Below are 21,207 nucleotides of genomic sequence, written 5' to 3' on the forward strand. Positions count from 1 at the left end.
AGGCCGGCGCTCGCTGTCGATTCTCACCTCGCGGGTGGCGAGGGGGCGGGCTGTCGTTCGTGCCATGGCGTTCCTCCCATTCTCAGAGGGGCAACACCCCGGGCTCAGGCCATATTTGCCAGCGTAGTTTTTTTGCCACCACCGGTGAGGCGTTCGACGTCGATAAGTGTCATCAATCTTGAGGCCATCTCAGGCCAATCTCGTCGCGTTCCGTGCCACTCATCATACAGCCCCGAGTGGTTTCTTGCGCCGGACACAGAGCAGCGACCTCGCCCATCTGCATATCACCGAGCCACAGTTCAGCGACCAGCGAGTACCGAACGGGCACTCTCGCAATGGCGATGACTGTCGTTGGGCATGCCATTCCATGCAAATTCAGCAGCTGCGGATTTCTCGTTCTTGATTCAAGGCGGCGTTGCCCCACCTTCAATCACAGGCACGCGCGCTTCACCTGCCCCGCCTGACACCGGGTGATTGCAGGCCCCCACCTTTCCGGCGGGAGGCCTGTCCACGTCCCGCCTCACGCCGAAGTCATGCGCACCACTTCGTCGAAGGCAGTGAGGCCCTGCGCCAGCTTGCGCACGGCGGCCTCGCGCAACGTGCGCATCCCTCCGCGCCGAGCCACTTCCACGAGCTTCTCGTAGGGAGCCTCGCGTGAAATCTGCTCGCGCAGCTCTCCATTCGTGGTGACGATTTCGAAGACGCCCGTGCGGCCCACGTAACCGGTGCCTCGGCAGCGCACGCAGCCCGCGCCCTTCAGCAGGCGCACCCCACCCGGCAACAAGGGCAGCGGCGCCTGAAGCGCGAGGAGCTCATCTGGAGTCAGCGTCGCCTCCTCCGCGCAATGACTGCACACGCGCCGCAGCAGTCGCTGGGCCATGACGCCCAACAAGCTCTGTGCCAGGAGGAACGACGGGACGCCCAAATCCCTCATGCGCGCCACGGCGCCCAGCGCGTCGTTGGTGTGCAACGTGGAGAGGACGAGGTGTCCGGTGAGCGCGGACTGGATGGCGTTCTCCGCCGTCTCCTGGTCACGAATCTCACCCACCATGATGACGTCCGGGTCCTGACGCAGGATGTGGCGCAGCGCGCTCGCGAAATCGAGCCCCAGCTTGGGCTGCACCTGCACCTGATTGAAGGCGTCCCACACCATCTCGATAGGGTCTTCAATCGTGGTGACATTGACGTCCGGGCCCGCGAGCGCCTTGAGCGCCGAGTAGAGCGTCGTCGTCTTGCCACTGCCCGTCGGCCCCGTGACGAGGATGAGGCCGTGGGGCTGGTCAATCCACGACTCGAAGGAGCTCTTCTCGTCCGGCTCGAACCCGAGCTGGGCGATGTCCTGCACCAGCGTCTCCGGGTCGAAGATGCGAATGACCACCTTCTCGCCAAAGGCCGTGGGCAGCGTGCTGACACGCAACTCCACCTCACGCCCGTCCCGCTCCGTCTTGATACGCCCGTCCTGGGGCTTGCGCTTCTCGGAGATGTCGATGCGCGAGAGCATCTTCACGCGCGACACAATCGGCGGATGCACCTGCGCCGGCAACGAGTACACCGGGTGCAACACACCGTCGATGCGCAACCGAACCACACTGGTGGCCCGCTTGGGCTCGATGTGGATATCCGAAGCGCGGTTGTCGAAGGCATAGCGCAGCAGATAGTCCACCGCCTGCACCACGGGCCGGTCCGACGCCTCCAACTCCTGCGTGCCGCTGAGCGACACGAGCTGCTCGAAGTTGGAGAGCTGCCCCCCACCCGCCGCCACGCTGAAGTCATCCGCCGCGCGGGCCAGCGTCTTCTTGAAACCGTAGATGTCGGAGATGGACTTGAGGATGTCCGCCTTCGAGCTCAGCACCGGCTCCACCGGGAGACTGGTGAGGCGATGGAAGCTCTCGAACAGCTCCCGGTCGAACGGGTTGGCCACCGCCACCAACAACCGCCCCTGCGCCGTACGCTCCAGCGGAAGCAACACGTGCTTCTGCGCATACGGCCGGGACACCGTTCGCGTGGCAAGCGTCATGTCCAGCTTGAGCGGGTCGATCTTCCGGTAGGCGATGCCCGCGGCGCGCGCGGCGGCCTCCGTGACGCGGTCCTCGTCCAGCACGCCCCGGCCACTGGCCAGGGGCACCTGGAAGGCCGCCACCACCTCCACCGGCGACACGTCGTAGCGCGCGGCCTCCTTGCCACTCGCGGCTGTCTGCGCCTTGAGGACTCGCGCTCGCGCGGCCCCCTCCTTCGCGAGGATTTCCTGGGCCTGCTGGGCCGTCAGCAGCCCCTGCCCCACCAACGCCTCCAGCACGAAGAGCGTGGTGAAGTCATCCCGGCTCCGTGCGGGAGGGTTGCCAGAGCCGCTCACTGCTTGTGCCAAGTCCGTCTCCTTCCCGCCACCAGCAGCAGCAGGACCAATCCACCCAGGAACGCCGCGGCCGAGACAGGAGCACCTGTACAACCACAGCCATCCGGACCATTGACGCTGCCCTGGGGCGGCCCCGCGTCCACGGGCGGTGGCGGCTGGGTGCCACCATCGTTGCACAGCGTGCACGGGCCGGCGTCGGGCCGCGCCAGCGGATCGTAACAGGTGCCCCCGGAAGCACAGAGCATGTTGGGCGCGCAGTCCTGATTGGAAAGACAGACAGGCAGGCAGGCGGAGCTCCCCTGCTCCACCGCGCCACACCGCAGCGTCGAGGGACACGAGCTGGTGGAGCACGCCCGGACGCAGGCTCGCTCACCGTCCTTGTTCACCACCTGGCACGACGTTCCACCCGGGCAGGCGCACGCCGAGACGGAGCACTGCTGCGCACACACGCCCTGCGTGCCCCCTTCCGCGAAGAGGCAGTACTGGTTGGTGCCGCACTCGGCGTTCGCCGCGCACGCATCGCCCACCTGCTTGCCCGCCGTCTGCTTCGGAACACAGACACGGTCACACGTCCGGCAGACGGAGTTGCTGTCACAGTCCAGGTCGCCATAGCAGCCGGGGACACAGAGGTCGCCCTCGGGCCGGGTCTCACAGGTATAGCCAGGGCGGCAGTCACTGCCACCGGGCGTACAGTCCTTGAGACAGATGGAGCCCTGCCCGGCCACGTTGGAGCACTCCGAGCCCGCGGGGCACGAACCGGAGCCGCTGCACGTCTCCGTGCAGTATCCATTGTCCCACCGGTCGAACTCGCCGTTGCCAGACGGAGGGGCCACCGGGGCGATGCAGTCGCCATTCGTGTTGCCGCAGCTTCTCGGGCCAGGCGTGCACTCGCGCCCCACGGGGGTGACTCCGTCAGGCAGGGCCGGCAGACAGGCCCGCGTGTACCCGGAGACCGCCGTGGACTCGCGACAGACATAGGGGGCCGGACACTCGCCGGAGGTACTGCCGAAGCAGCCCTTCGCACAGACCTTGAGGTCCGCGCCAGAAACGGTGGACGGAGCGGTGACACACGTCAGGCCAGTGGTGCACGCGGTGGTGTCACAGGGCGAACCGACGGCGCCCGTCTTCGGATAGAAGCGGCACAGCGCCGTCCTGTCGTAGTCCGCGAGCTGGCGTCGGCTCTCGCCCCTCGGAATGTCGAAGAACATCACCGCGCCAATGGCCTCGAAGGAGTCGCCCAGGCCCAGGCAGTGGCCAATCTCGTGCGTCAGCACACTCTGGATGTCGTATTGGCCCGCGGGCGTGGGCGTCAGCGTGGACCAGGTGAAGTCCACGGCGTTGAGGAAGATGTCGCACTGGTACACGTAGCCGCTGAAGGTCAGCGGACGCGCGGCGGAGGGCCTGTCCCCGCCATTGAGCGTGTCCGTGTAGCGCGGGTCGCTCGCGCTCGTCACCCAGACGGGCACCACGTTGAAGCGATCGGTGGGGTCATTGACGTTCGCCATGGGCGAGCCCGTCGTGGCCACGCCACCGTCCTGGGGGAAGGAGAAGGTCGGCCACGAGCAGCTCACCTGCCACGTCTGGGCCGCCGCGCGGCTGGCGGCCACCACGAGGTTGAGGTCATTGCCCGCGGGCTGTGCCTGGCGGCCGTCCACGTAGAAGACGAAGGGGTCCGCGGGAGTGCTGAGCACCCGGTGGCCCAGGTCCTTGTATTCCAACACCTGTTGCGCCGCCGCGGTGACGGACAACAACAACCCGAGTACGACGGCGCTCCGCTGCGAACCCCGAATCATCGAAGACCCCTCCACGTCGACCATCCCCGGGTACGCATTCGCCCGGACGTCGACGGGAAGGACAGTCTACCCGCGAACGGCGCGGAGGCTCACACCCGTGACTCAAGCGGGGCCGCCTCCCGCGACGGGCAAGGCCGAATCCCCCGGGCTACCCGCACATAGCGCGGACCGTGGCATCCACCCACGACTCGGGCCGAGGACGCTCCGCGACAGCCGAGGCCAACTTCCGTGAGCTACCCGCGCACCGCGCGGACCGTGGCATCCACCAGCGCCTCGGGCGTGGGCTTCTCCGCGACGGCGGTGGCAGGCAGACCGAGTTGCTCCAGTGCGGACGCCGTGGTGGGGCCAATCGCCACCACTCGCGCGGGCCCCAGCCGCTCGCGACCCGCCGCTTCCAGGAAGGCCTCGACGGTGCGCGGCGAGGCGAACACCGCGACGTCCGGCGGTGAACCGGCGAGCAGCTCCAGCGCCTCTGGCGAAAGCTCCGCTGGAAGAGAGCGATAGGCCGTCACGCGGGTGACGAGCACGCCCGCGTCTCGCAATGCATCCTCGAGTTCGCGCCGTCCCTCTTCCGCCGCGGGCAACAACACCTCGTCACCCGACTGGAGCGCGTCCTTGAGTACCTCGAAGAGCGCTTCCCCTGTCCCCTCATCCGGCTCCGCGGCGACGTCCAGGCCATAACCCCTCACGGCGCGCGCCGTGCGAGGCCCCACCGCCGCCAGCTTCACGCGGGCGAGCCGCTGCGCCGTGCCCGCCTCGCGCAGCGCATCCATCAGCGCGTCCACCGAGGAGGGACTCGCGAACACCACCCAGCGATAGCGCTGGATGTGCTCGGCGGCGGACGCCAGCGGCCGAGGGTCCTCCGGAGGACGCAACTCCAGCAGTGGCAGGCTGAGCACTTCCGCGCCCTCGTCCTCCAGGAGAAAGCACAGCTCCTCGGCCCGCTCACGCGGGCGCGTCACCAAGACTCGGATGCCTTCCAGTCGCCGTTCCACGCGGGCGACAGTCTAGGGCCGTGCGTCCGGGCGGCGAGCGAAATCACGCAGGATGTCCGCCGCGCCCTGCGACAGCAGGTCCTCGGCCAGCGCCTCGCCCAGCTCCCGCGCCTGTGCCACGGGCCCACGGACCTCGCCCCGCACCACCCGTGCGCCATCCGGCCGGCCCACGAGTCCGCGCAGGTGCACCATGCCCTCGGACACCGTGGCGTGCCCCGCCAGCGGCACGGTGCACCCCCCCTCGAGCTTCGCCAGCAGCGCGCGCTCGGCCGTCACCGCCACCCGAGTCGTCGCATCCTCCAGCGGGGCAAGCAGCCCACACACCCGCGCATCGGCACCTCTGCACTGGATGGCGAGCACGCCCTGCCCCACCGCGGGCAGGCTCACCTCGGTGGACAACACCTGAGTGATGACACCCTCCAGGCCCAGACGCTTGAGTCCCGCATACGCCAGCACCGCGCCCGCGAGCCCCAGCTCCTTCGTCTTCTGCAAACGCGTCTGCACGTTGCCACGCACGCTGACGATTTCGAGGTCCGGCCGACGCGAACGCAGGATGCAGCTGCGACGCAGCGACGACGTGCCCACGCGCGCGCCCTGTGGCAACGAGTCCAGCGTCTGTCCCTCCAAGCCACAGAAGGCATCGCGAGGGTCCTCGCGCGTCGGCACCGCCGCGAGCACCAGGCCCTCCGGCAGCTCGGACGTCATGTCCTTCAGGCTGTGCACCGCGAGGTCGGCGCGACCGTCGATGAGCGCCTGCTCGATTTCCTTCACGAACAGGCCTTTGCCGCCCACCGCGGACAGCGGCGCGGACAGGAAGCGGTCTCCCGCGGTGGTCATCTCCACGAAGGACACCTCCAGGCCGGGATGATGCGCGGCCAGGAGCGCTCCCACATGTCGCGCTTGCCAGAGCGCCAGCGGACTCTGTCGGGTGGCGATGCGCACGGACTTCATCGCTTCGCCCCCGTGGCGACCTGTTGTGGGACAGGGGCCAGGGCGGAAGAAGCCGCGTCCGCCGCCTCGAGCTCCGCCTCCAGCAGACCGAACAGCTCCGCGGCGGCACCCGCCAGCCGGTTGCCCTCGCCCTCCGGCCCCACGGCGCGCAGTCGCGAGGTGGGCTCATGCAACAGCTTGTTCACGATGGCGCGCCCCATGGCCTCGATGCTCTTGCGCTGCTTGTCCGTCAGCCCGTCACCCAACGCCGTCAACGTGCGCTCCACTTCCGAGCGGGCAATCGCCTCCGCGCGCTGCCGCAGCCTCGCGAGCACCGGCATTCCCTCGCGCAGCGCGCGCTCCTTGACGAAGCGAGCCACCTCCTGCGCCACCAGCACGCCCGCCTTGTGCGCCTCCTCGGCGCGCGCGGCAGCGTTGTCCGCGACGAACTTCTGGATGTCGTCCACGTCGTAGGCGTGCACCCAGTCCAGCGTGCCCACCCCCGGGTCGATGTCTCGAGGCACCGCCAGGTCCACCATGAACAGCGGCCGGCCCTTGCGCCCCTTGCCCACCGCGCTCACGTTCTCCCGCGTGAAGAGGGGCACGGGCGACGCGGTGCTGCACACCACCACGTCCGCGGCCCCCAGGAGCGTGAACAGCTCCTCGAAGGGACGCGCCACCCCACCCACCTCCGTCGCCAGCGCCTCGGCGCGAGCCAACGTCCGGTTGGTGATGAACAGCTTCGTCGCGCCCGCCTGCTGCAGATGGCGCGCCGCCAGCTCTCCCATCTCCCCCGCTCCCACGACCAGCACCGTCTTGCCCTTCAAGCCGTCGAACACCTTGCTGGCCAGTTGCACCGCCGCGGACGCCATGGACGTCGCCGCGCGGCCGATGGCCGTCTCCGTGCGCACGCGCTTGGCACACCCGAACGCCGCCGCGCACGCCCGCGTCAATTCACCCCGCACCGCCCCCGCGCCCTGCCCTCGCTCGAAGGCGTCCTTCACCTGCCCGAGAATCTGCGCCTCGCCCAGCACCATGGAGTCCAGGCTGGAGGCCACGCGGAACAGGTGGATGAGGGCCGCCTCGCCGCGGTGCTCGTACAGGTGCTCCAACGCCTCTTCACCGCCGAGCGCCTGGAGCTCCATCACCGCGCGCTCCCGAGCCACCAGCCCGTCCGGCGCGGACAGATACACCTCCACGCGGTTGCAGGTGGACACCCAGAGCACCTCCACCGGCGACTGGGCCAGCCGCTGGAGCACCTCCACCTGACGCGTCTCGGACAGGGCCAACCGCTCGCGCACCACCAGGGGCGCCGTACGGTGGGACAGGCCAATGCAGACGAGCTCCATACTCAGGGAATCCTCAGGGCGGCCGCCGTGCTCGTCGTCACGTCGTACGAAGTGAGGAACGACACCAGCACCAGACAGAACCCCGCCATGGTCAGCAACGCCACCCGGCGCCCCCTCCAGCCCGCGAAGATGCGCGCGTTGACGAGCGCGGCGAAGACGGCCCACGCCACCACCGTGGCAATCGACTTGCCGTCCCACTGCCAGCCCACCGTCGTGGCGACGAAGAACGCGCCCGTCGCCAGGGTGATGGACAGCGCGATGAAGCCCCACACCACCAAACGCCGATTGAGGGTGTCGAGGAACTCCAGCGACGGCAGCCGGGAGAAGAGCAGGCCGAAGCGCTTGGCGCGCACCTGCCGCTCCATCAACAGGTACATGACGCCCACGCCCGCGGCCACCGCGAACGCCGCCAGCCCCAGCAACGCCAGGGTGATGTGCAGCGGAAGCAGCGGCTGTCGCACCCCCGGCGGAAGCGGCGACTGCCCTCCGTGCATCAAGAGCCCGGGTATCAGCACCGTCACCGCCAGCGGGGTGAGGAACGCGCCAATGACGGGGCGGCGGTAGCGCACATCCAGCGCCAGGAAGATGGCCAGCAGCAGGAAGGCCAGCGTGGAGAAGCCCTGGGCCATCCCCACGGGGCGGCCGGACTGGGCCCCCAGCAGTTCGAACAGGGCCACCCCGTGCAGCACGAGCCCCCCACCCACCAGCACGCGCCCGGCCATGGCCAGCGCGTCCGACTGGCGGACCAGGTAGGCCAGATAGGCCACGGCGGCGATGCCGTAGGCGTGGCAGGCGAGCGATACGAGCGTGTGGCTCATGGATTCAGGCAATAACCGTGACAGACGAGCGAATCAGCCCATCTTGTTGAGAAGGAACGCCGCCAACAGGTCGGTCTCCGAATCGGGTTTCTTGCCCGCCGCCTCCGGCTTCGGCGCCCCGGAGGGCACCTCCGTCACATACCCTGGAACGACCTCGTAGGCGGACTCCCCCACCAGCACCGAGTCGGCCATCTGCTCGGCCCCCAGGCGGGAGAGCTGCTCCTCGGTCTTCACCTTGGCCACCAGACCGTGGGTGTCCTCGCCCGACACGAGTTGCAGGAAATGCACGGCGGGAGAGACGGCGAAGGCGGTGCCGCCCTCGGCCATGACCACCAGCCGGCCATCCCGCACGTCCGCTTTGTCGGCCAGTGCCCACTCCTCGAGCTGGGACTGGGGCAGAAAGAGCTTCGTCACGCCCGCCAGCCTACACCAGCGCCGGGCTTCTATGGGGAGCCGTTCGGAATGACGGGTGAAACCCCCGCTTGTCCACCGCATCATTTCTGGCAGATCGGCTGACGGTCCGCCGATTCTTGCAGGCTCCCGGGGCACGTACTAGACGACGCGCCGTGCAGGCCGGAGAGGGCCCGAAGGAGACACCATGGCAGGCGACAACGTGAAGGCGGTCGGAGATGGCGACTTCAAGCAGCTGGTGCTGGACTCCCAGGAGCCCGTGCTGGTGGATTTCTGGGCGACCTGGTGCGCGCCGTGCCGCGCCATCGCCCCGTCCATCGACGCGCTCGCCACCCAGTATGGCGGTCAGGTGAAGTTCACCAAGATGAACATCGACGACAACCAGCAAACGCCGCAGGACTACAACATCCGGTCCATCCCCACGCTGCTGCTCTTCAAGGGCGGCAAGGTCGTGGAGCAGATTGTCGGCGCCGTCCCCAAGGCGCGCATCGAAGACGCCATCAAGAAGGCGCTGTAGGCCGCTTCGCCGGGCCTGTGCGCACGTGAGGACCTCGAGTCCCACGTCGCGCCTCGCCCGGCCTTGTTGTCACCCCAAGGGCACTGTCGCCCTTTCGCGCTGTCGGGTCGTGGGATGAGTTCCAGCGTCCCCCCGAGCGCCTCTGGCCGGCGTGATGCCCGCCCCGTTCGTTCCACGGACTGACTCCACGAAGCATGGCTTGTCAGCGGATCCTTCTCGCGAGCCCGGAACCGTTGGAGCAGCGGCTTTGCCCTGCCGCGGCACTGACTCAATCCAACCCAACACCCGAATCGACTCGCGCGACGTTGTCGTGACGAGCCTTCAGCGATTTCTCAGACTCCGCGTCATTTTCACCCCTGCGGACAAATACAGCGCGGATACCGAATGCTCGTCCGCCACGCCTGCGGGAAACACGTATCCCTTTGCAGTCTTGTCATCAATTTTCCGCGCGGGTTTTGCGAGTCAGACGAGACCCCTCCCTGGTTGTATTGACAGCGTTGACATCCACCGCCAAATAGGCGCATTGGAAGCCTTGTTTGTTTTGACTGTTTTCACGGGAGTTTTCATGGCACGACCACGTAAGGAGTTGTCGAAGGTCCCCCTGACCCCCGCATTGGTGAATTGGGCGGAAGCGCTTGGCGATGCGATTGGCCGAGGCGTCCTCCGGGCGATGAACCAGGGCATTCCCACGGGTGGCAACAGCAACGGCATGGCGGCAAGCCGTCGCCGTGGCCGTCCGCCCAAGGCCCTTGCGGGCAACATGGTGGCATCAGACCGGCGCTGCACCATGCCGGACTGCACGCGGGAGCAGCGCTCGAAGGGACTGTGTTCAGCGCATTACCAGGCGGAGCGGCGACGCCTGCTGGCGGGTGGCAAGCCCGCCTGAGACAGGCGGTTCGCGGTGGCGCCCACGGCCCTGGGCGAGCCGCTCCTCAATCCGTGTCTCCAGCAAATCCCCCCCACCCTTCCATGGCTGGCCGACCCTCGGAGTGGGGTGTCAGGCGTTATTTGGCCTGCCAGGGGTCCGCTTCGGTGCTCGTCGCCTTGAGCAGCTCCCACGCCGAAAGGACATCCACCACGCGCTCCAGTTCGTTGGGCAGCGAACGCGCCCGCTGGGAGTGCAGGTAGTCTTCCGCGAAGGCTCGCAGCCGGGCCCCCACGAAGAGCCGCGCCAGGGCGACCTCCGTCTGTCCACTGAAGTCGAGGAAGCGGATGCCGAAGCCGCTGCGTCCCTCGGGGCCGTCCTCACGCTCCTCCCGGACGATTTCCGCCCGCGCCCGCACCGGCGAGGCGCCTGGCTCCAGCGAGAAGCTCACGCCCAGCACCGTGCCCATGGGCAGGTAGAAGGTGCTCTCCAGGAAGGCCCCGCTGACGCTGACGTTGATGGAGGCCAGGCTCGCGGCGAAGCGCCGCCCGCCTTCCGCGTCATCCACCCAGACCTCGAAACGCGTCGTCAGCTGCGCCCGGGGAAACTCCCGGTGCTCCGGCTCCCCCTGGTTGCGCTCGATGAGGGGCGAGAACGTCGGCAGCGACGCCGCCGGTTTTCGGACCTCGTCCTTCACCACGACGGGGGCCCGCGCCACGGGCGCTGGCGCCGGGGGCTTCACGTCCCTCGCCGCCACGGGAATCTCCGCCACGCGGACACTCCCACTCACCTTCTGCCCGACCTTCCTCTGCATGCCTGACCTCCACCGGCCCGAGAGGGACTCGCCCTCCCCCCGGAATTGGTGGGGTGATTCATACACCACCCGCGAGCAGCCGCCGAGCGCTCCTCGCCGTCCTTCTCTTCGGAGCACCGGTTCGAGCGTCGCGGCTCGCGACGTCTCAGAACATGTGACGCCGCATGCTGATGTTCACCAACAAGCCAATGCTGAGCATCACGGACATCATGGAAGACCCGCCATAACTCATCAGCGGCAGGGTAATTCCCGTCACGGGGAGCAGGCCGATGACCATGCCGATGTTCTCGAACACCTGCCAGAAGAGCATGGCGACGACGCCCACGGCCACGAAGGCGCCGAACCTGTCGCGGGCGTTGAACCCCACGCCCAGGCCGAAGATGAAGATGGCGCCGTAGAGGACGAGCAGGAGCGTGCACAGCACGAAGCCGTGCTCCTCCGCCCAGACGGAGAAGATGAAGTCGGTGTGCTGCTCGGGCAGGAAGCGCAGGCCCGTCTGGGTGCCCTCGCGCCAGCCCTTGCCGGACACACCGCCGCTGCCCACCGCGATTTTCGACTGGGCCGCGTGGTACCCGCTGCCGCGCAGGTCCGCCTCCGGGTCCAACCAGCCTGAGATGCGCTGACTCTGGTGCTTCTTCAGGTGGTGCCGGACGATGGTGGGCCGGGGCTCTGGCACGTCGCGCACGTAGTCGTTCCAGATGACGATGGCGCCCGCGAGGATGGCCGCGACGAGCGTGGCCACCAGGTACCAGCGCACCTTGCCGAAGAGGATGACGGTGAGCGAGGACAGGCCAATCATCAGCGCGGTGCCCAGGTCCGGCTGGACGAGCACGAGGACGAAGGGCACGCCCACGACGAGGACCGGCTTCCACAGACGGACCAGGCCGTAGGACGGCTCATTGGGGCGGAAGTCGTCGTGGTAGACCTTGGCCAGCATCAGCACGACGCCAATCTTCATGAACTCCGCGGGCTGGAGGCGGAACGGGCCGATGACGAACCAGCTCTCCGCGCCCTTGGCCGTGTGGCCGATGAAGCGCAGCGCGATGAGCGCCAGGATGTTGGCGACGTAGATGGGCATCGCCATGCGCTGAATCCAGCGGTAGTCCACCAGACACACCACCAGCACGGCGACGACGCCCAGCCCCAGGTAGAGCGCCTGGCTGGACCACACCGGCGCGAGCGGAGGACGCGACGCCGAGGCGAGGTTCCAGATGCCCAGGAGCGACACGCCCAGCACGCAGATGATGAGGCCCCAGGGAACGTGGGGCACCATCCGCCGCTCAATCCGGAGTTGCATGGGTGTCCTCCAAGGCCTCTTCGTCGCCCGGCAGCAGCTTCGGGGGCTTCACCCCGCGCGTCAGGGCCGCCTCGTCCGGAGACGGCGCGCGCAGCACCGAGGGGGTGTAGGGCTGATTGGGGCGCGGCGGCGGCGCCGAGGCATCCAGCTTCTTCAGGTCCAGGTACTTCTGGATGACGGCCATCGCCGTCGGCGCGGCATCCACGCCACCGTGACCACCGTGCTCGTTGAGCACGACGACGGCGATCTCCGGCTTGTCCGCCGGGGCGAAGCCCGCGAACCAGGCATGGTCTCTCTCGAAGTAGCTCATCTGGTGCGTCCTGAGGCGGATGGCGCCCAGGCGCGCCACCTGGGCGGTGCCCGTCTTCGCCGCGACGAGGACGTCCAAGTCGCGCATGCCCTTGAGGCGTGAGCGGTAGGAGGTGCCGCCCGGCTCGTGGGCCACCTTCACCAGGCCCTCGATGACGGACTTGAGGTGCGCCGGGGGGAGCTCCACCCGACGGACGACCTCCGGCTTGAACTCCTGGACCACCTGCCCGTCCAGGTTCTCCAGCCGCTGGACCATCTGCGGCTTGTAGAGCGTGCCGCCATTGGCGATGGCCGCGTACATCAGCGCGAGCTGGAGCGGCGTGACGTTGTTGTCGCCCTGGCCGATGGCGCTGTTGAGCGCCATGCCCTTGGTGTAGCCACCCGGGGAGGCTTTGTCGTGGTACGCGCTGGTCGGCATGATGCCCGGCACTTCCGCCACCACGCTGATGCCGGTGGGGCTGCCCAGGCCCAGCGACTTGCCCATCTCTCCAATGGGGTCCAGGCCGATGGTGTCCGCCACTTTGTAGAACCACGTGTCACACGAGCTCTTCATCGCGTCCAGGCCGTTGACCGGGCCGTGGCCGCGGTCCAGGTGGCAGCGCCAGGTGCGCGCGCCCAGCCGGTAACCACCCGGGCAGTTCACCACCGTCTCCGGACGGAAGGCGCCGGACTTGAACGCCGCGAGCGCGGTGACGACCTTGAACGTGGAGCCCGGGCTGTAGTGCTCCGCGGCCACGCGGTTGACCATGGGCTCCAGCGGGTCTCTGGACAGTTGCGCCATCTGCGTGGGCGTCACGCGGCCCGTCAGGAGGTTGGGGTCGAAGCCGGGCCGCGACACCAGCGCGCGGATGAAGCCCGTGTGCACGTCGATGGCGACGACAGCGCCCGTCACGCCGGGAAAGGCGCGCTCGGCCTCTTCCTGCAGGCGCATGTCGATGGACAGGACCAGGTTGCTGCCCGCCTGGGGCTGCACCACGGCGTTGTCGCCCAGCTTGACGTTGAGCTCTTCAATCTTCTGGCCGCGCGCGTTGACCACTTCCTTGCGCACGCCGTCCTGGCCGCGCAGGCGCTGCTCGAAGTAGCGCTCCAGGCCGCGACGACCGATGTAGTCCCCCAGCGCGTAGCGCGAGCCGTCGCCGTTGAGGCGCTCCAGCTCCTCCTGGGTGATTTCGTTCATGTAGCCCAGCACGTGCGACAGCACCGTGTTGGTCCGGTAGTGGCGGTGCGGCACGGGGGCCACTTCCACGCCGTCCAGGATGTCGCGGCGGGCGGCCAGCCGGTCGTACTCGTCCCGCGTCAGGTCCACGCGCACCGGCACGGGCTGGAAGGGCGCGTTGCGCCGGCCCTGGCGCACCAGGTCCTCCACCTTCTTCGCCTGGTCGGCGTCCCACTGGAGCAGCTCCGCCAGCCGGGGGATGACCTGCTCGGAGCAGTCGGTGCAGAAGGCGGGTGTGACGACGGCGTCGAAGGACGGGCGGCTGTCGACGAGGATGGTGCCGCGCGCGTCCTTGATGACGCCGCGGTCGGCGCGCAGGCGCACCTCCTTGACGAAGTTGGCCACGCTCTTGGCGGAGTACTCCTCGCCCCGGGTGATTTGCAGCCGGTAGAGCTGGATGGACAACACGCCCAGCAACACCGTCATGGCCAGGCCCAGCCACAGGAAGCGCCGGCGCAGCTCGCGGCCCGGCGTCGTGTTGCCCAGCGTCGGAGGTGTCACCTCAGCAACCCCGCCGGACGGTCCTGCGCCGCCTCGAAGCGCCGCAGCAACGGGAAGAGCGCCAGGGCCGCGGCTCCGGTGAGCGCCACCTGCACGGGCAGCCCCGCCAGCACCGGCCCCGTGCCACCGTCCTTCACCGTCAGCCAGGTGAAGAAGGCCGCCAGAAGGCCGTGCCCCACGTCCGCGCCCATGGCGAACAGCGCGAAGGACAGGCCGCCTCGCACGTCCACGAAGGTCGACACGAGCCGCCCCACCAGGAAGGTGAAGACGGCGAGGAAGGTGAACAGCCCCGTGGGCTGGCCACTCATCAAGTCCAACAGGTAGCCCACCGCGAACGCGGAGAAGGCGCCTTCCAGCAGCGTGGCGCGCAGGGCGAGGAACGCCACCAGCACCACGGTGACGTCGATGCGGCCCAGCACCAGGCCCGCCTGCTTGACGACCACGGACTCCAACGTGAGCAGCGCCAGCGCGATGCCCACCGTCACCAGGAACTTCATTTCGACGCACCCTCCGCCGCGCTGCCCTGCGCCATCGCGCTGTAGGGACTGCCCACCACCAACACCTCTTCCAGCTTGCTGGTGTCCACCGCCGGCACGATGTCCCCACCCTGGAACATGCCGTGTTCCTTCTTCTCTAGATGGGTCACCCGGCCCACCACCAGCCCCGGTGGGTAGATGCCATCCGTGCCCGAGGTGATGATGAGGTCTCCGTTGTCCACGTCCTCGGTGCGCAGCATGTTCTCCAGCTTCAAAGGTCCGCTGCCAGCACCCGACGCCGTGCCCCGCGCCCTGGAGCGCTGCACCCGCACCGCCACCCGGCTCTGGGAGTCCGTCACCAGCGCCACGTCCGAATAGCTCCCCGTGGCCCGGATGACCTGTCCCACGATTCCATCCGGCGTCACCACCGACATGCCCCGGAAGACGCCCTCCTTCTCCCCCGCGCTGATGCGCACCGACAAGAGCTTGGCCACCGGATTGACGCCCACCACCCGCGCCGGAATCTCCGGCCCCGCCGCGGCCTCCGCGTAGCCCAACAGCTTGCGCAACCGCTCGTTCTCCGTGCGCGACTCGCCCAGCGCCTGCACCGAGGCCCGGAGCTGGAGGTTCTCCAACCGCAGGGCGTCATTCTCCTGCCGCACCCCGCGCAAATCCAGGTAGTGCCGCACCGCCGACACCGAACCCTCGATGGAGGCCGTGAGCACCTGCTGGACGGGCGACGTCACCGCGATGACCGCCCGGTCGATGGGGTTGGGGTCCCTGCCCTTTCGCCCGCTCAGCAGGAAGGCGACCAGCGGGTAGAGCAGCAGGACGCCGACCATGAGGGGGCGCCGATATCGCTTGAGGAGCGACAGCACAGAGGGGAATTCCGGGGTGGGAGGGAAGTGCGGAGGGTGGGGGTCCGGCTAAACTCTCTAAATCGCTTGCATTTTCCGGTGCAGTGTCCTAGGCAGTCAAGGCCCTGTGACGGGGGTGGCCGCAGGTCAACCACCCTTCGGCCGGGCTACCAACAACACCGCGTCGCGAGTCCTTCCGCACGACTTTTCTCGGCGCGTTTGCTCTCGAAGTGACGACAATGGACGGTCTGAACCCCCGGAAGGTCTTTTCCCTGCTGTTCATCATCGGCATCGCGGTGGTGTTCACGCTTTCGTTCGGGCCGGGCAGCTCCGGCTTCGGCTCCACGGGTCCCGCCACCACGGCGCCGGGCTCGGTGGCCAAGGTGAACGGCAAGGAAATCCCGCTGCGCGACTTCGCCACGGCCTGGGCCCGGCAGATGAGCTTCCTGCGATCGCAGGGCAGCCCCATCCCCGAGTCCGTGGCCCGGCAATTCGGCATGCACAACCAGGTGATGGACAGGTTGGTGAACACGGAGCTCCTGGCCCAGGCGGCCGAGCAGCGTGGCATCACCCCGTCCGACGAGGAGCTGCGCAAGCTCATCCACCAGAACACGGACTTTCACGCCAAGGAGGGCGGGTTCGACTTCTCGCGCTACCAGCAAGTACTGCGCGACTTCTACCGGAAGACGCCCCAGGAGTTCGAGACCGAGCTGCGCCGCCAGCTGGCCGCGCAGAAGATGATCGAGGTCGTCCGCGCCAACGCGGTCGTCTCCGATGACGAGGTCCGGGCCCGCTACGAGAAGGACGGCAACCAGGCCAAGGTCGTCTTCGCGCGCTTCCTGCCCACCATGTTCGCGGACAAGGTGACGGCGCCCACGCCCGCGCAGCTGGCGGACTGGAAGAAGGCGCACGAGAAGGAGATCAAGGACTACTACGAGGCCAACCGCTTCGTGTACCAGCAGCCCGAGCGTATCCGCGCCCGTCAGGTGCTGGTGAAGCTGCCCCCGGAGGCCACCGCCGAGCAGAAGGCGGAGGCGCTCAAGAAGGCGGAGGCGCTCAAGAAGGAGATCGACGGCGGCAAGGACTTCGCCACGGTCGCCCGCGAGAGCAGCGAAGACCCGGGCAGCAAGGCGCGCGGCGGCGACCTGGGCTGGGTGGAGCGCGGCAGCTGGGAGCCGGCGCTGGCGGACGCGGCCTTCGCGCTCACCGCGGGCGGCGTCACGCAGCCGGTGGAGACGAAGTTCGGCGTGCACCTCGTGAAGGTCGAGGAGAAGCAGCCGGCGCAGGACAAGAAGCTGGAGGAGGTCCAGGACGAGATCGCCACCACGCTCTACAAGCAGGAGCGCGCCAAGGAGCTGGCGAAGACGGAGGCCGAGAAGGCGCTGGCCACCGTGCAGGGCGGCAAGACGCTGAAGGAGCTGTTCCCGCCGGAGAAGGAGCAGCCCGCGCTCTTGCGCTTCGAGACGGAGACGCGTCCGGAGGCCGTGGAGACGGACAGCTTCACCGCCGAGGGTGAGGCCGTGCCGCACCTGGGCCCCGCGCCCGCGCTGGTGAAGGCGGCCTTCGCGGCCACCAGTCCCCAGGTGCTGGGTGAGACGTTCCCCGTGGGCGAGGGCTTCGTGGTGGCGCAAGTGGTGGAGCGCCAGAAGCCGGACGCCGTGGGCTTCGAGGCGAAGAAGGACACCCTGCGTGCCCAGGCCCAGCAGGCCAAGCAGATTGAAGTGACGGAGTCCTTCCTCAAGGCACTGAAGAAGAACGGCAACGTCGTGACGAACACCGAGGCCATCGACTCGGTGGTGGGCGCCGGGTAGTCGTCGTCCCGCACGACGCAGTCCCACGAGGGCCGGGCCGAGGGTGTTCCCCTCCCCGGCCCTCGGCCTTTGCGGGCCAGGTGCTTCAGCGCGCCGGGAAATCGGAGCCGTTGCCGCTGCCTGTATCCGGCCCCCCGGGCTCGGCGACACAGATGGCGTCCCGGCCCCGGGCCTTGGCCCCATACATGGCGAAGTCCGCCGAGCGGATGAGCTCCAACGCGGAGGTGGCGTGATCCGGGAACGTGGCCACGCCCACGCTGGCGGTGACGCGCACGTCCAGGCCGTGCTCCTGGAGGAAGGAGCGCCCGCGAAACGCCTCGCACACGCGCTGGGCAATCTGGGCCGCGCCGTCCTGGTCCGTCTCCACCAGGAGGATGGCGAACTCGTCGCCGCCGTAGCGGAAGACGGCGTCCAGGCCGTTGCGCCCCAGGGACATGAGCAGGTCGCCCACCTCCTTCAGCGTGGCGCTGCCCATCAGGTGCCCGTGCCGGTCGTTGACGCTCTTGAAGTGGTCCAGGTCCAGGAAGACGAGCGACAGCGGATGCCGGAAGCGCGCGGAGCGCTTCACCTCCGTGTCGAGCAGCGCGCGCAGGTGCCGGGCGTTGTAGCAGCCGGTGTGCTCGTCGGTGATGGTGAGCTCCTGCACCCGGCGGAAGTTGCGCGCGTTCTCGATCGCGATGGCCGCGTAGTCCGCGATGGCCGTGAGGGTGGTGAGGTCGTCGTTGGAGAACGGCGGGTCCGTGGGGCCGTTGACCAGTTCGATGACGCCCAGCACGTGGCCTCGGGACAAGAGGGGCACGGCGAGGATGGAGCGGGTGTGGAAGGCGGAGGCCTCGTCGAAGCGGGGCGAGAAGCTGGGGTCGCCGCCCACGTCGTGGACCAGCCGGGCCACGCCCGAGGAGAAGACGGCGCCGGCGATGCCCTCGCCGGGGTTGAGTTGCAGGCCCTTGAGGACGCCCGCTCCCTCGCCCACGGCGATTTCGAAGTAGAGCTTTCCGGTGCGCTCATCCTGGAGGATGAGGGACCAGTTGCGGGGCAGCAGCAGGCTGCTGACCTTCTGCATGACGAGCGCGAGCACCTCGCGCAGCTCCAGCGTGGACGTCAACGCCTTCGCCATCTCGTTGAAGGCGGCCAGTTGTTCCACTGTCCGCTTCATGGCCGACAGGAGGTCCGCGGGATTCATCCGTAGAGTCCACTCCGAGGCGCAAGTCTGCTAAGGACGCGACGCCTGGAGCCGTAACATGCACACGCACGCTGATCAAACGTTGCTCGTCCTGGCCTCCGGTTCTCCCCGCCGCAGGGACTTCCTGTCGCAACTGGGTCTCACTTTTACCGTCTCCGCGGCGGACATCGACGAGACACCCCGCCCTGGCGAGGAGGCAGGCCCCTACGTCCTCCGGCTGGCCCGCGAGAAGGCCGCCGTCGTGGCCGCCCGCTCCCCAGGCGCCTGGGTGCTGGCCGCGGACACCACCGTGGCCCTGGGCTCGGAGCTCCTGGGCAAGCCCCAGGACCCGGCCGAGGCCCGCGCCATGCTCGGCCGACTGTCCGGCAGGACGCATGACGTCCACACCGGTGTCGCGCTCGCGGGCCGCCACGAGGAGGCGCTCGTCGTGCGCACCCGCGTCACGTTCCGGGAACTGAGCGCAGCGGAGATCGCCTGGTACGTCGGCACCGGAGAGCCCGTGGACCGGGCGGGCGCCTACGCCATCCAGGGCAAGGGCGGCTTCCTCGTCGCCACCGTGGACGGAAGCCCCACCAACGTCGTCGGACTCCCCCTGGGGGAAACGCTCGCGCTGCTCGAGCGCGCCGGCGTGCCCCTGGCCTGGAAGCGATGACCATGGGCTCTGACGTCGCGGAGCGGCTGGCGTCGGTGCGAGCGCGGGTGACCTCCGCGTGTGCTCGCGCGGGGCGCCCCGTGGAGTCGGTGACGCTGGTGGCGGTCTCCAAGCTGAAGCCCGCGGCGCTGATCCGCGAGGCCTACGCCGCGGGCCAGCGCGACTTCGGGGAGAACTACGCGCAGGAGCTGCGGGACAAGGCCGTGGAGCTGGCGGACCTGGAGGGGCTGCGCTGGCACGCGATTGGCCCCCTGCAGACCAACAAGGTGAAGTACGTGGCGAAGGTGGCCAGCACCTTCCACGCCCTGGAGCGGCTGGAAGTGGCGCGCGAGCTGTCCAAGCGGCGCGAGGGCCTGGCTCCCCTGCCCTGCTACGTCGAGGTCAACGTGGGCGGCGAGGCCACCAAGTCCGGCCTGGAGCCCTCGGCGCTGCCCGACTTCCTGGCGCAGGTGCGCGAGCTGCCCGGGCTGCGGCTGGTGGGACTGATGTCCCTGCCCCCGCCCACCGACGACGAGGCCCGCGCGCGCGGCTACTTCCAGGCGCTGCACGAGCTCGGGCAACGCCACGCGCTGACCGAGTTGTCCATGGGCACCACGCACGACTTCGAGCTGGCCATCGAGGCGGGCGCGACGCTGGTGCGCGTGGGCACCGCCATCTTCGGCGAGCGGACCTGAGACGACCGAGCTGGCTCGCTGGCGGGCCGCCTCAGATCTCCTTGAACTTCATGCGGCCTTCCGCGCCGATGCGAACGCTGTATTCGCACCCGCAGTAGTTGCAGCGCAGCTCGTCACCGTCCCCGAAGCCGTCAGGCACGGGGTTGTTGGCGTCGCAGCCCGGGCAGTCGAACTCCTTGTTCTTCCCCACCGGGGCCGATTCCTTGTGGTCGTCATCGTCGAAGTCGTAGTTGCCGGCCATGTTCCCGTGCCTCCGTGGCAAGGCGCCGCCTACCTGTAGGCGCCAGTTCGGAAGGCTAGCAGCGGTGTCGGCCGGTGGACATGGCCGGCTTGCTGGAGGGCGGCCGGGCCTGGGCCGCGAAGAGGCGCCCGGGGGCCCTCGCGTGCGAGACTGCGTCCCCGCTCGGCCCTTGCGTCGCCCCCACGGCCAGGGAACGAGCGTCCGTTGAATGCCCGGGGGACGGGCACGTCCATGGAAATGTGGAGTGGCGGGAATGGTTCGGGGGCAGGGCCTGGCAGGTAGCAGGCAGGCTACTTAACTTCCTAGCGATGGAGCTCAACCGATGCGTGCGCAGTCCAATTGGGGGTTCGCGGCGATGCTGGCGGGCCTGGTCTGGTCAGCATCGGCCGTGGCCCAGGAGCCTTCCGCGAACCCGGCGTTCGGCCCCGGTGAGCAGGCGCAGTATCGCGTGAAGTACCTCGGTGTGACCGCGGGCACCGCGCAGGTGACGGTGGGCTCTCCCATGAAGCAGTGGGGCGAGGACGTGTGGCCCATCGTCGCGGTGGCGCGCTCCGACGCGCTCATCGGCGTGTGGCCCATCAAGGACAAGTTCGTGTCGTACTGGAAGGCCAGCACCCAGCGCGTCGTCGGCAGTGACCTGCACGCGGACGAGAACGGCAAGCGCCGCCGGCAGCGCATCAAGATGCAGCCGGATGGCAAGAGCGTCTTCGTCGTCAAACAGAAGGAAGGCGAGTCGCCGCGCGAGTCCACCGCCGAGGTCGTCGAAGGGACGCTGGACGTGACGGGCGCCACCTTCGCGCTGCGCAACCAGGAGCTGGCGGTGGGCGGTGAGTACGCCTACCCCGTGTTCACCGGCAGCAAGAGCTTCACCATGCGCGCCAAGGTGGAGTCGCGCGAGACGATGAAGACGGAGCTGGGCACCCTGGAGGTGTTCAAGACGCGGGTGCAGGCGGAGTTCGGCGGCAGCCTGACGTCGAAGCGGGACATGTTCGTCTACCTCACCACGGACGCGCGTCACGTGCCGGTGCGGGTGGAGGCTGAGTTCGCGCTGGGCATGGTGGTGGCGGAAATCACCGACTACCAGCCCGGGCGCACCATGACGGTGGCGAGTGCCGAGAGCGGTGGGTAGCACCGCTGGAGAGTGA

The 21,207-nt window shown here is 68.7% G+C and carries 20 protein-coding genes; 6 read left to right on the forward strand and 14 right to left on the reverse strand.

From position 1 onward, the window contains the following. Positions 1–520: 520 nt before the first annotated feature. The 7 genes from HUA78_RS17345 to HUA78_RS17375 form a co-directional block, all read right to left on the reverse strand. Positions 521–2,365: a GspE/PulE family protein gene (locus HUA78_RS17345; RefSeq protein WP_217441818.1), complete on the reverse strand. Its 1,845-nt coding sequence runs from the start codon at positions 2,363–2,365 to the stop codon at positions 521–523. Then, positions 2,350–4,146: an adhesin gene (locus HUA78_RS17350; protein ID WP_174476759.1), complete on the reverse strand. Its 1,797-nt coding sequence runs from the start codon at positions 4,144–4,146 to the stop codon at positions 2,350–2,352. The genes HUA78_RS17345 and HUA78_RS17350 overlap by 16 nt, the downstream gene beginning before the upstream one ends. 233 nt (positions 4,147–4,379) lie before the next feature. Next, positions 4,380–5,141 (reverse strand): uroporphyrinogen-III synthase, encoded by a 762-nt coding sequence (locus HUA78_RS17355; RefSeq protein ID WP_174461905.1) that lies wholly within the window; start codon positions 5,139–5,141, stop codon positions 4,380–4,382. 12 nt (positions 5,142–5,153) lie between these two features. Continuing rightward, a complete protein-coding gene (hemC, locus tag HUA78_RS17360; RefSeq protein WP_174476760.1) occupies positions 5,154–6,092 on the reverse strand; it encodes a hydroxymethylbilane synthase in 939 nt (312 codons plus the stop codon). Next, positions 6,089–7,420: a glutamyl-tRNA reductase gene (gene hemA, locus HUA78_RS17365; RefSeq protein WP_174476761.1), complete on the reverse strand. Its 1,332-nt coding sequence runs from the start codon at positions 7,418–7,420 to the stop codon at positions 6,089–6,091. The genes hemC and hemA overlap by 4 nt, the downstream gene beginning before the upstream one ends. 2 nt (positions 7,421–7,422) lie before the next feature. Next, entirely contained in the window at positions 7,423–8,238 is an 816-nt protein-coding gene (locus HUA78_RS17370; protein ID WP_141648956.1) for an inner membrane protein YpjD, read from the reverse strand. A gap of 33 nt (positions 8,239–8,271) precedes the next feature. After that, a complete protein-coding gene (locus HUA78_RS17375; RefSeq protein WP_141648957.1) occupies positions 8,272–8,652 on the reverse strand; it encodes a hypothetical protein in 381 nt (126 codons plus the stop codon). Positions 8,653–8,836: 184 nt separating this feature from the next. On the opposite strand from HUA78_RS17375, the gene trxA reads away from it, so the two are divergent. Together trxA and HUA78_RS17385 are read left to right on the forward strand one after the other, a co-directional pair. Further along, positions 8,837–9,166: a thioredoxin gene (trxA, locus tag HUA78_RS17380; RefSeq protein WP_174454963.1), complete on the forward strand. Its 330-nt coding sequence runs from the start codon at positions 8,837–8,839 to the stop codon at positions 9,164–9,166. A gap of 565 nt (positions 9,167–9,731) precedes the next feature. After that, on the forward strand, positions 9,732–10,052 hold the full coding sequence (locus HUA78_RS17385; protein WP_141648959.1) for a hypothetical protein: 321 nt from the start codon (positions 9,732–9,734) through the stop codon (positions 10,050–10,052). Between the two features lie 118 nt (positions 10,053–10,170). Here HUA78_RS17385 and HUA78_RS17390 read toward each other — a convergent pair whose 3' ends face one another. From HUA78_RS17390 to mreC, 5 genes are all read right to left on the reverse strand, one after another. After that, the gene (locus tag HUA78_RS17390) at positions 10,171–10,845 is read right to left on the reverse strand and encodes a PilZ domain-containing protein (protein ID WP_141648960.1); all 675 of its coding nucleotides are present in this window, start codon (positions 10,843–10,845) and stop codon (positions 10,171–10,173) included. 145 nt (positions 10,846–10,990) lie between these two features. After that, a complete protein-coding gene (gene rodA / locus HUA78_RS17395) occupies positions 10,991–12,142 on the reverse strand; it encodes a rod shape-determining protein RodA (protein WP_141648961.1) in 1,152 nt (383 codons plus the stop codon). Continuing rightward, on the reverse strand, positions 12,126–14,168 hold the full coding sequence (gene mrdA, locus HUA78_RS17400; RefSeq protein WP_174454962.1) for a penicillin-binding protein 2: 2,043 nt from the start codon (positions 14,166–14,168) through the stop codon (positions 12,126–12,128). Before mrdA ends, rodA begins: the two co-directional genes overlap by 17 nt. Next, positions 14,165–14,665: a hypothetical protein gene (locus HUA78_RS17405; RefSeq protein ID WP_174461903.1), complete on the reverse strand. Its 501-nt coding sequence runs from the start codon at positions 14,663–14,665 to the stop codon at positions 14,165–14,167. The genes mrdA and HUA78_RS17405 overlap by 4 nt, the downstream gene beginning before the upstream one ends. Continuing rightward, positions 14,662–15,522: a rod shape-determining protein MreC gene (gene mreC / locus HUA78_RS17410; protein WP_174454961.1), complete on the reverse strand. Its 861-nt coding sequence runs from the start codon at positions 15,520–15,522 to the stop codon at positions 14,662–14,664. The genes HUA78_RS17405 and mreC overlap by 4 nt, the downstream gene beginning before the upstream one ends. 218 nt (positions 15,523–15,740) lie before the next feature. On the opposite strand from mreC, the gene HUA78_RS17415 reads away from it, so the two are divergent. Next, positions 15,741–17,312, forward strand: a complete 1,572-nt coding sequence (locus HUA78_RS17415) for a SurA N-terminal domain-containing protein (RefSeq protein ID WP_174461902.1) — start codon at positions 15,741–15,743, stop codon at positions 17,310–17,312. An 85-nt stretch (positions 17,313–17,397) separates the two neighbouring features. Here HUA78_RS17415 and HUA78_RS17420 read toward each other — a convergent pair whose 3' ends face one another. Beyond that, complete coding sequence (locus tag HUA78_RS17420; RefSeq protein ID WP_174454959.1) at positions 17,398–18,495, reverse strand: diguanylate cyclase; 1,098 nt, start codon at positions 18,493–18,495, stop codon at positions 17,398–17,400. A 58-nt stretch (positions 18,496–18,553) separates the two neighbouring features. Between HUA78_RS17420 and HUA78_RS17425 the strand changes: the two genes are divergently transcribed. After that, entirely contained in the window at positions 18,554–19,147 is a 594-nt protein-coding gene (locus tag HUA78_RS17425; protein WP_174454958.1) for a nucleoside triphosphate pyrophosphatase, read from the forward strand. Between the two features lie 2 nt (positions 19,148–19,149). Then, positions 19,150–19,821 (forward strand): YggS family pyridoxal phosphate-dependent enzyme, encoded by a 672-nt coding sequence (locus tag HUA78_RS17430; protein WP_174454957.1) that lies wholly within the window; start codon positions 19,150–19,152, stop codon positions 19,819–19,821. A gap of 31 nt (positions 19,822–19,852) precedes the next feature. Here the strand turns inward: HUA78_RS17430 and HUA78_RS17435 are convergent, their stop codons facing one another. Next, the gene (locus HUA78_RS17435) at positions 19,853–20,062 is read right to left on the reverse strand and encodes a hypothetical protein (protein WP_174454956.1); all 210 of its coding nucleotides are present in this window, start codon (positions 20,060–20,062) and stop codon (positions 19,853–19,855) included. Between the two features lie 322 nt (positions 20,063–20,384). Here HUA78_RS17435 and HUA78_RS17440 point away from each other — a divergent pair, with 322 nt between their 5' ends. Next, positions 20,385–21,191: a DUF3108 domain-containing protein gene (locus HUA78_RS17440; RefSeq protein WP_174454955.1), complete on the forward strand. Its 807-nt coding sequence runs from the start codon at positions 20,385–20,387 to the stop codon at positions 21,189–21,191. Positions 21,192–21,207: the final 16 nt, after the last annotated feature.

Origin of the sequence: Myxococcus sp. CA033, from assembly GCF_013336625.1 — a bacterium.
Classification (GTDB): domain Bacteria; phylum Myxococcota; class Myxococcia; order Myxococcales; family Myxococcaceae; genus Myxococcus; species Myxococcus llanfairpwllgwyngyllgogerychwyrndrobwllllantysiliogogogochensis.

Bases quoted from the DNA above. Each gene is read 5' to 3' on its own strand.
- HUA78_RS17350 (WP_174476759.1), bottom strand. From the start codon at position 4,146: ATGATTCGGGGTTCGCAGCGGAGCGCCGTCGTACTCGGGTTGTTGTTG.
- hemC (WP_174476760.1), bottom strand. From the start codon at position 6,092: ATGAAGTCCGTGCGCATCGCCACCCGACAGAGTCCGCTGGCGCTCTGG.
- hemA (WP_174476761.1), bottom strand. From the start codon at position 7,420: ATGGAGCTCGTCTGCATTGGCCTGTCCCACCGTACGGCGCCCCTGGTG.
- HUA78_RS17370 (WP_141648956.1), bottom strand. From the start codon at position 8,238: ATGAGCCACACGCTCGTATCGCTCGCCTGCCACGCCTACGGCATCGCC.
- trxA (WP_174454963.1), top strand. From the start codon at position 8,837: ATGGCAGGCGACAACGTGAAGGCGGTCGGAGATGGCGACTTCAAGCAG.
- HUA78_RS17385 (WP_141648959.1), top strand. From the start codon at position 9,732: ATGGCACGACCACGTAAGGAGTTGTCGAAGGTCCCCCTGACCCCCGCA.
- HUA78_RS17390 (WP_141648960.1), bottom strand. From the start codon at position 10,845: ATGCAGAGGAAGGTCGGGCAGAAGGTGAGTGGGAGTGTCCGCGTGGCG.
- rodA (WP_141648961.1), bottom strand. From the start codon at position 12,142: ATGCAACTCCGGATTGAGCGGCGGATGGTGCCCCACGTTCCCTGGGGC.
- HUA78_RS17405 (WP_174461903.1), bottom strand. From the start codon at position 14,665: ATGAAGTTCCTGGTGACGGTGGGCATCGCGCTGGCGCTGCTCACGTTG.
- HUA78_RS17415 (WP_174461902.1), top strand. From the start codon at position 15,741: ATGGACGGTCTGAACCCCCGGAAGGTCTTTTCCCTGCTGTTCATCATC.
- HUA78_RS17420 (WP_174454959.1), bottom strand. From the start codon at position 18,495: ATGAATCCCGCGGACCTCCTGTCGGCCATGAAGCGGACAGTGGAACAA.
- HUA78_RS17425 (WP_174454958.1), top strand. From the start codon at position 18,554: ATGCACACGCACGCTGATCAAACGTTGCTCGTCCTGGCCTCCGGTTCT.
- HUA78_RS17430 (WP_174454957.1), top strand. From the start codon at position 19,150: ATGGGCTCTGACGTCGCGGAGCGGCTGGCGTCGGTGCGAGCGCGGGTG.
- HUA78_RS17435 (WP_174454956.1), bottom strand. From the start codon at position 20,062: ATGGCCGGCAACTACGACTTCGACGATGACGACCACAAGGAATCGGCC.
- HUA78_RS17440 (WP_174454955.1), top strand. From the start codon at position 20,385: ATGCGTGCGCAGTCCAATTGGGGGTTCGCGGCGATGCTGGCGGGCCTG.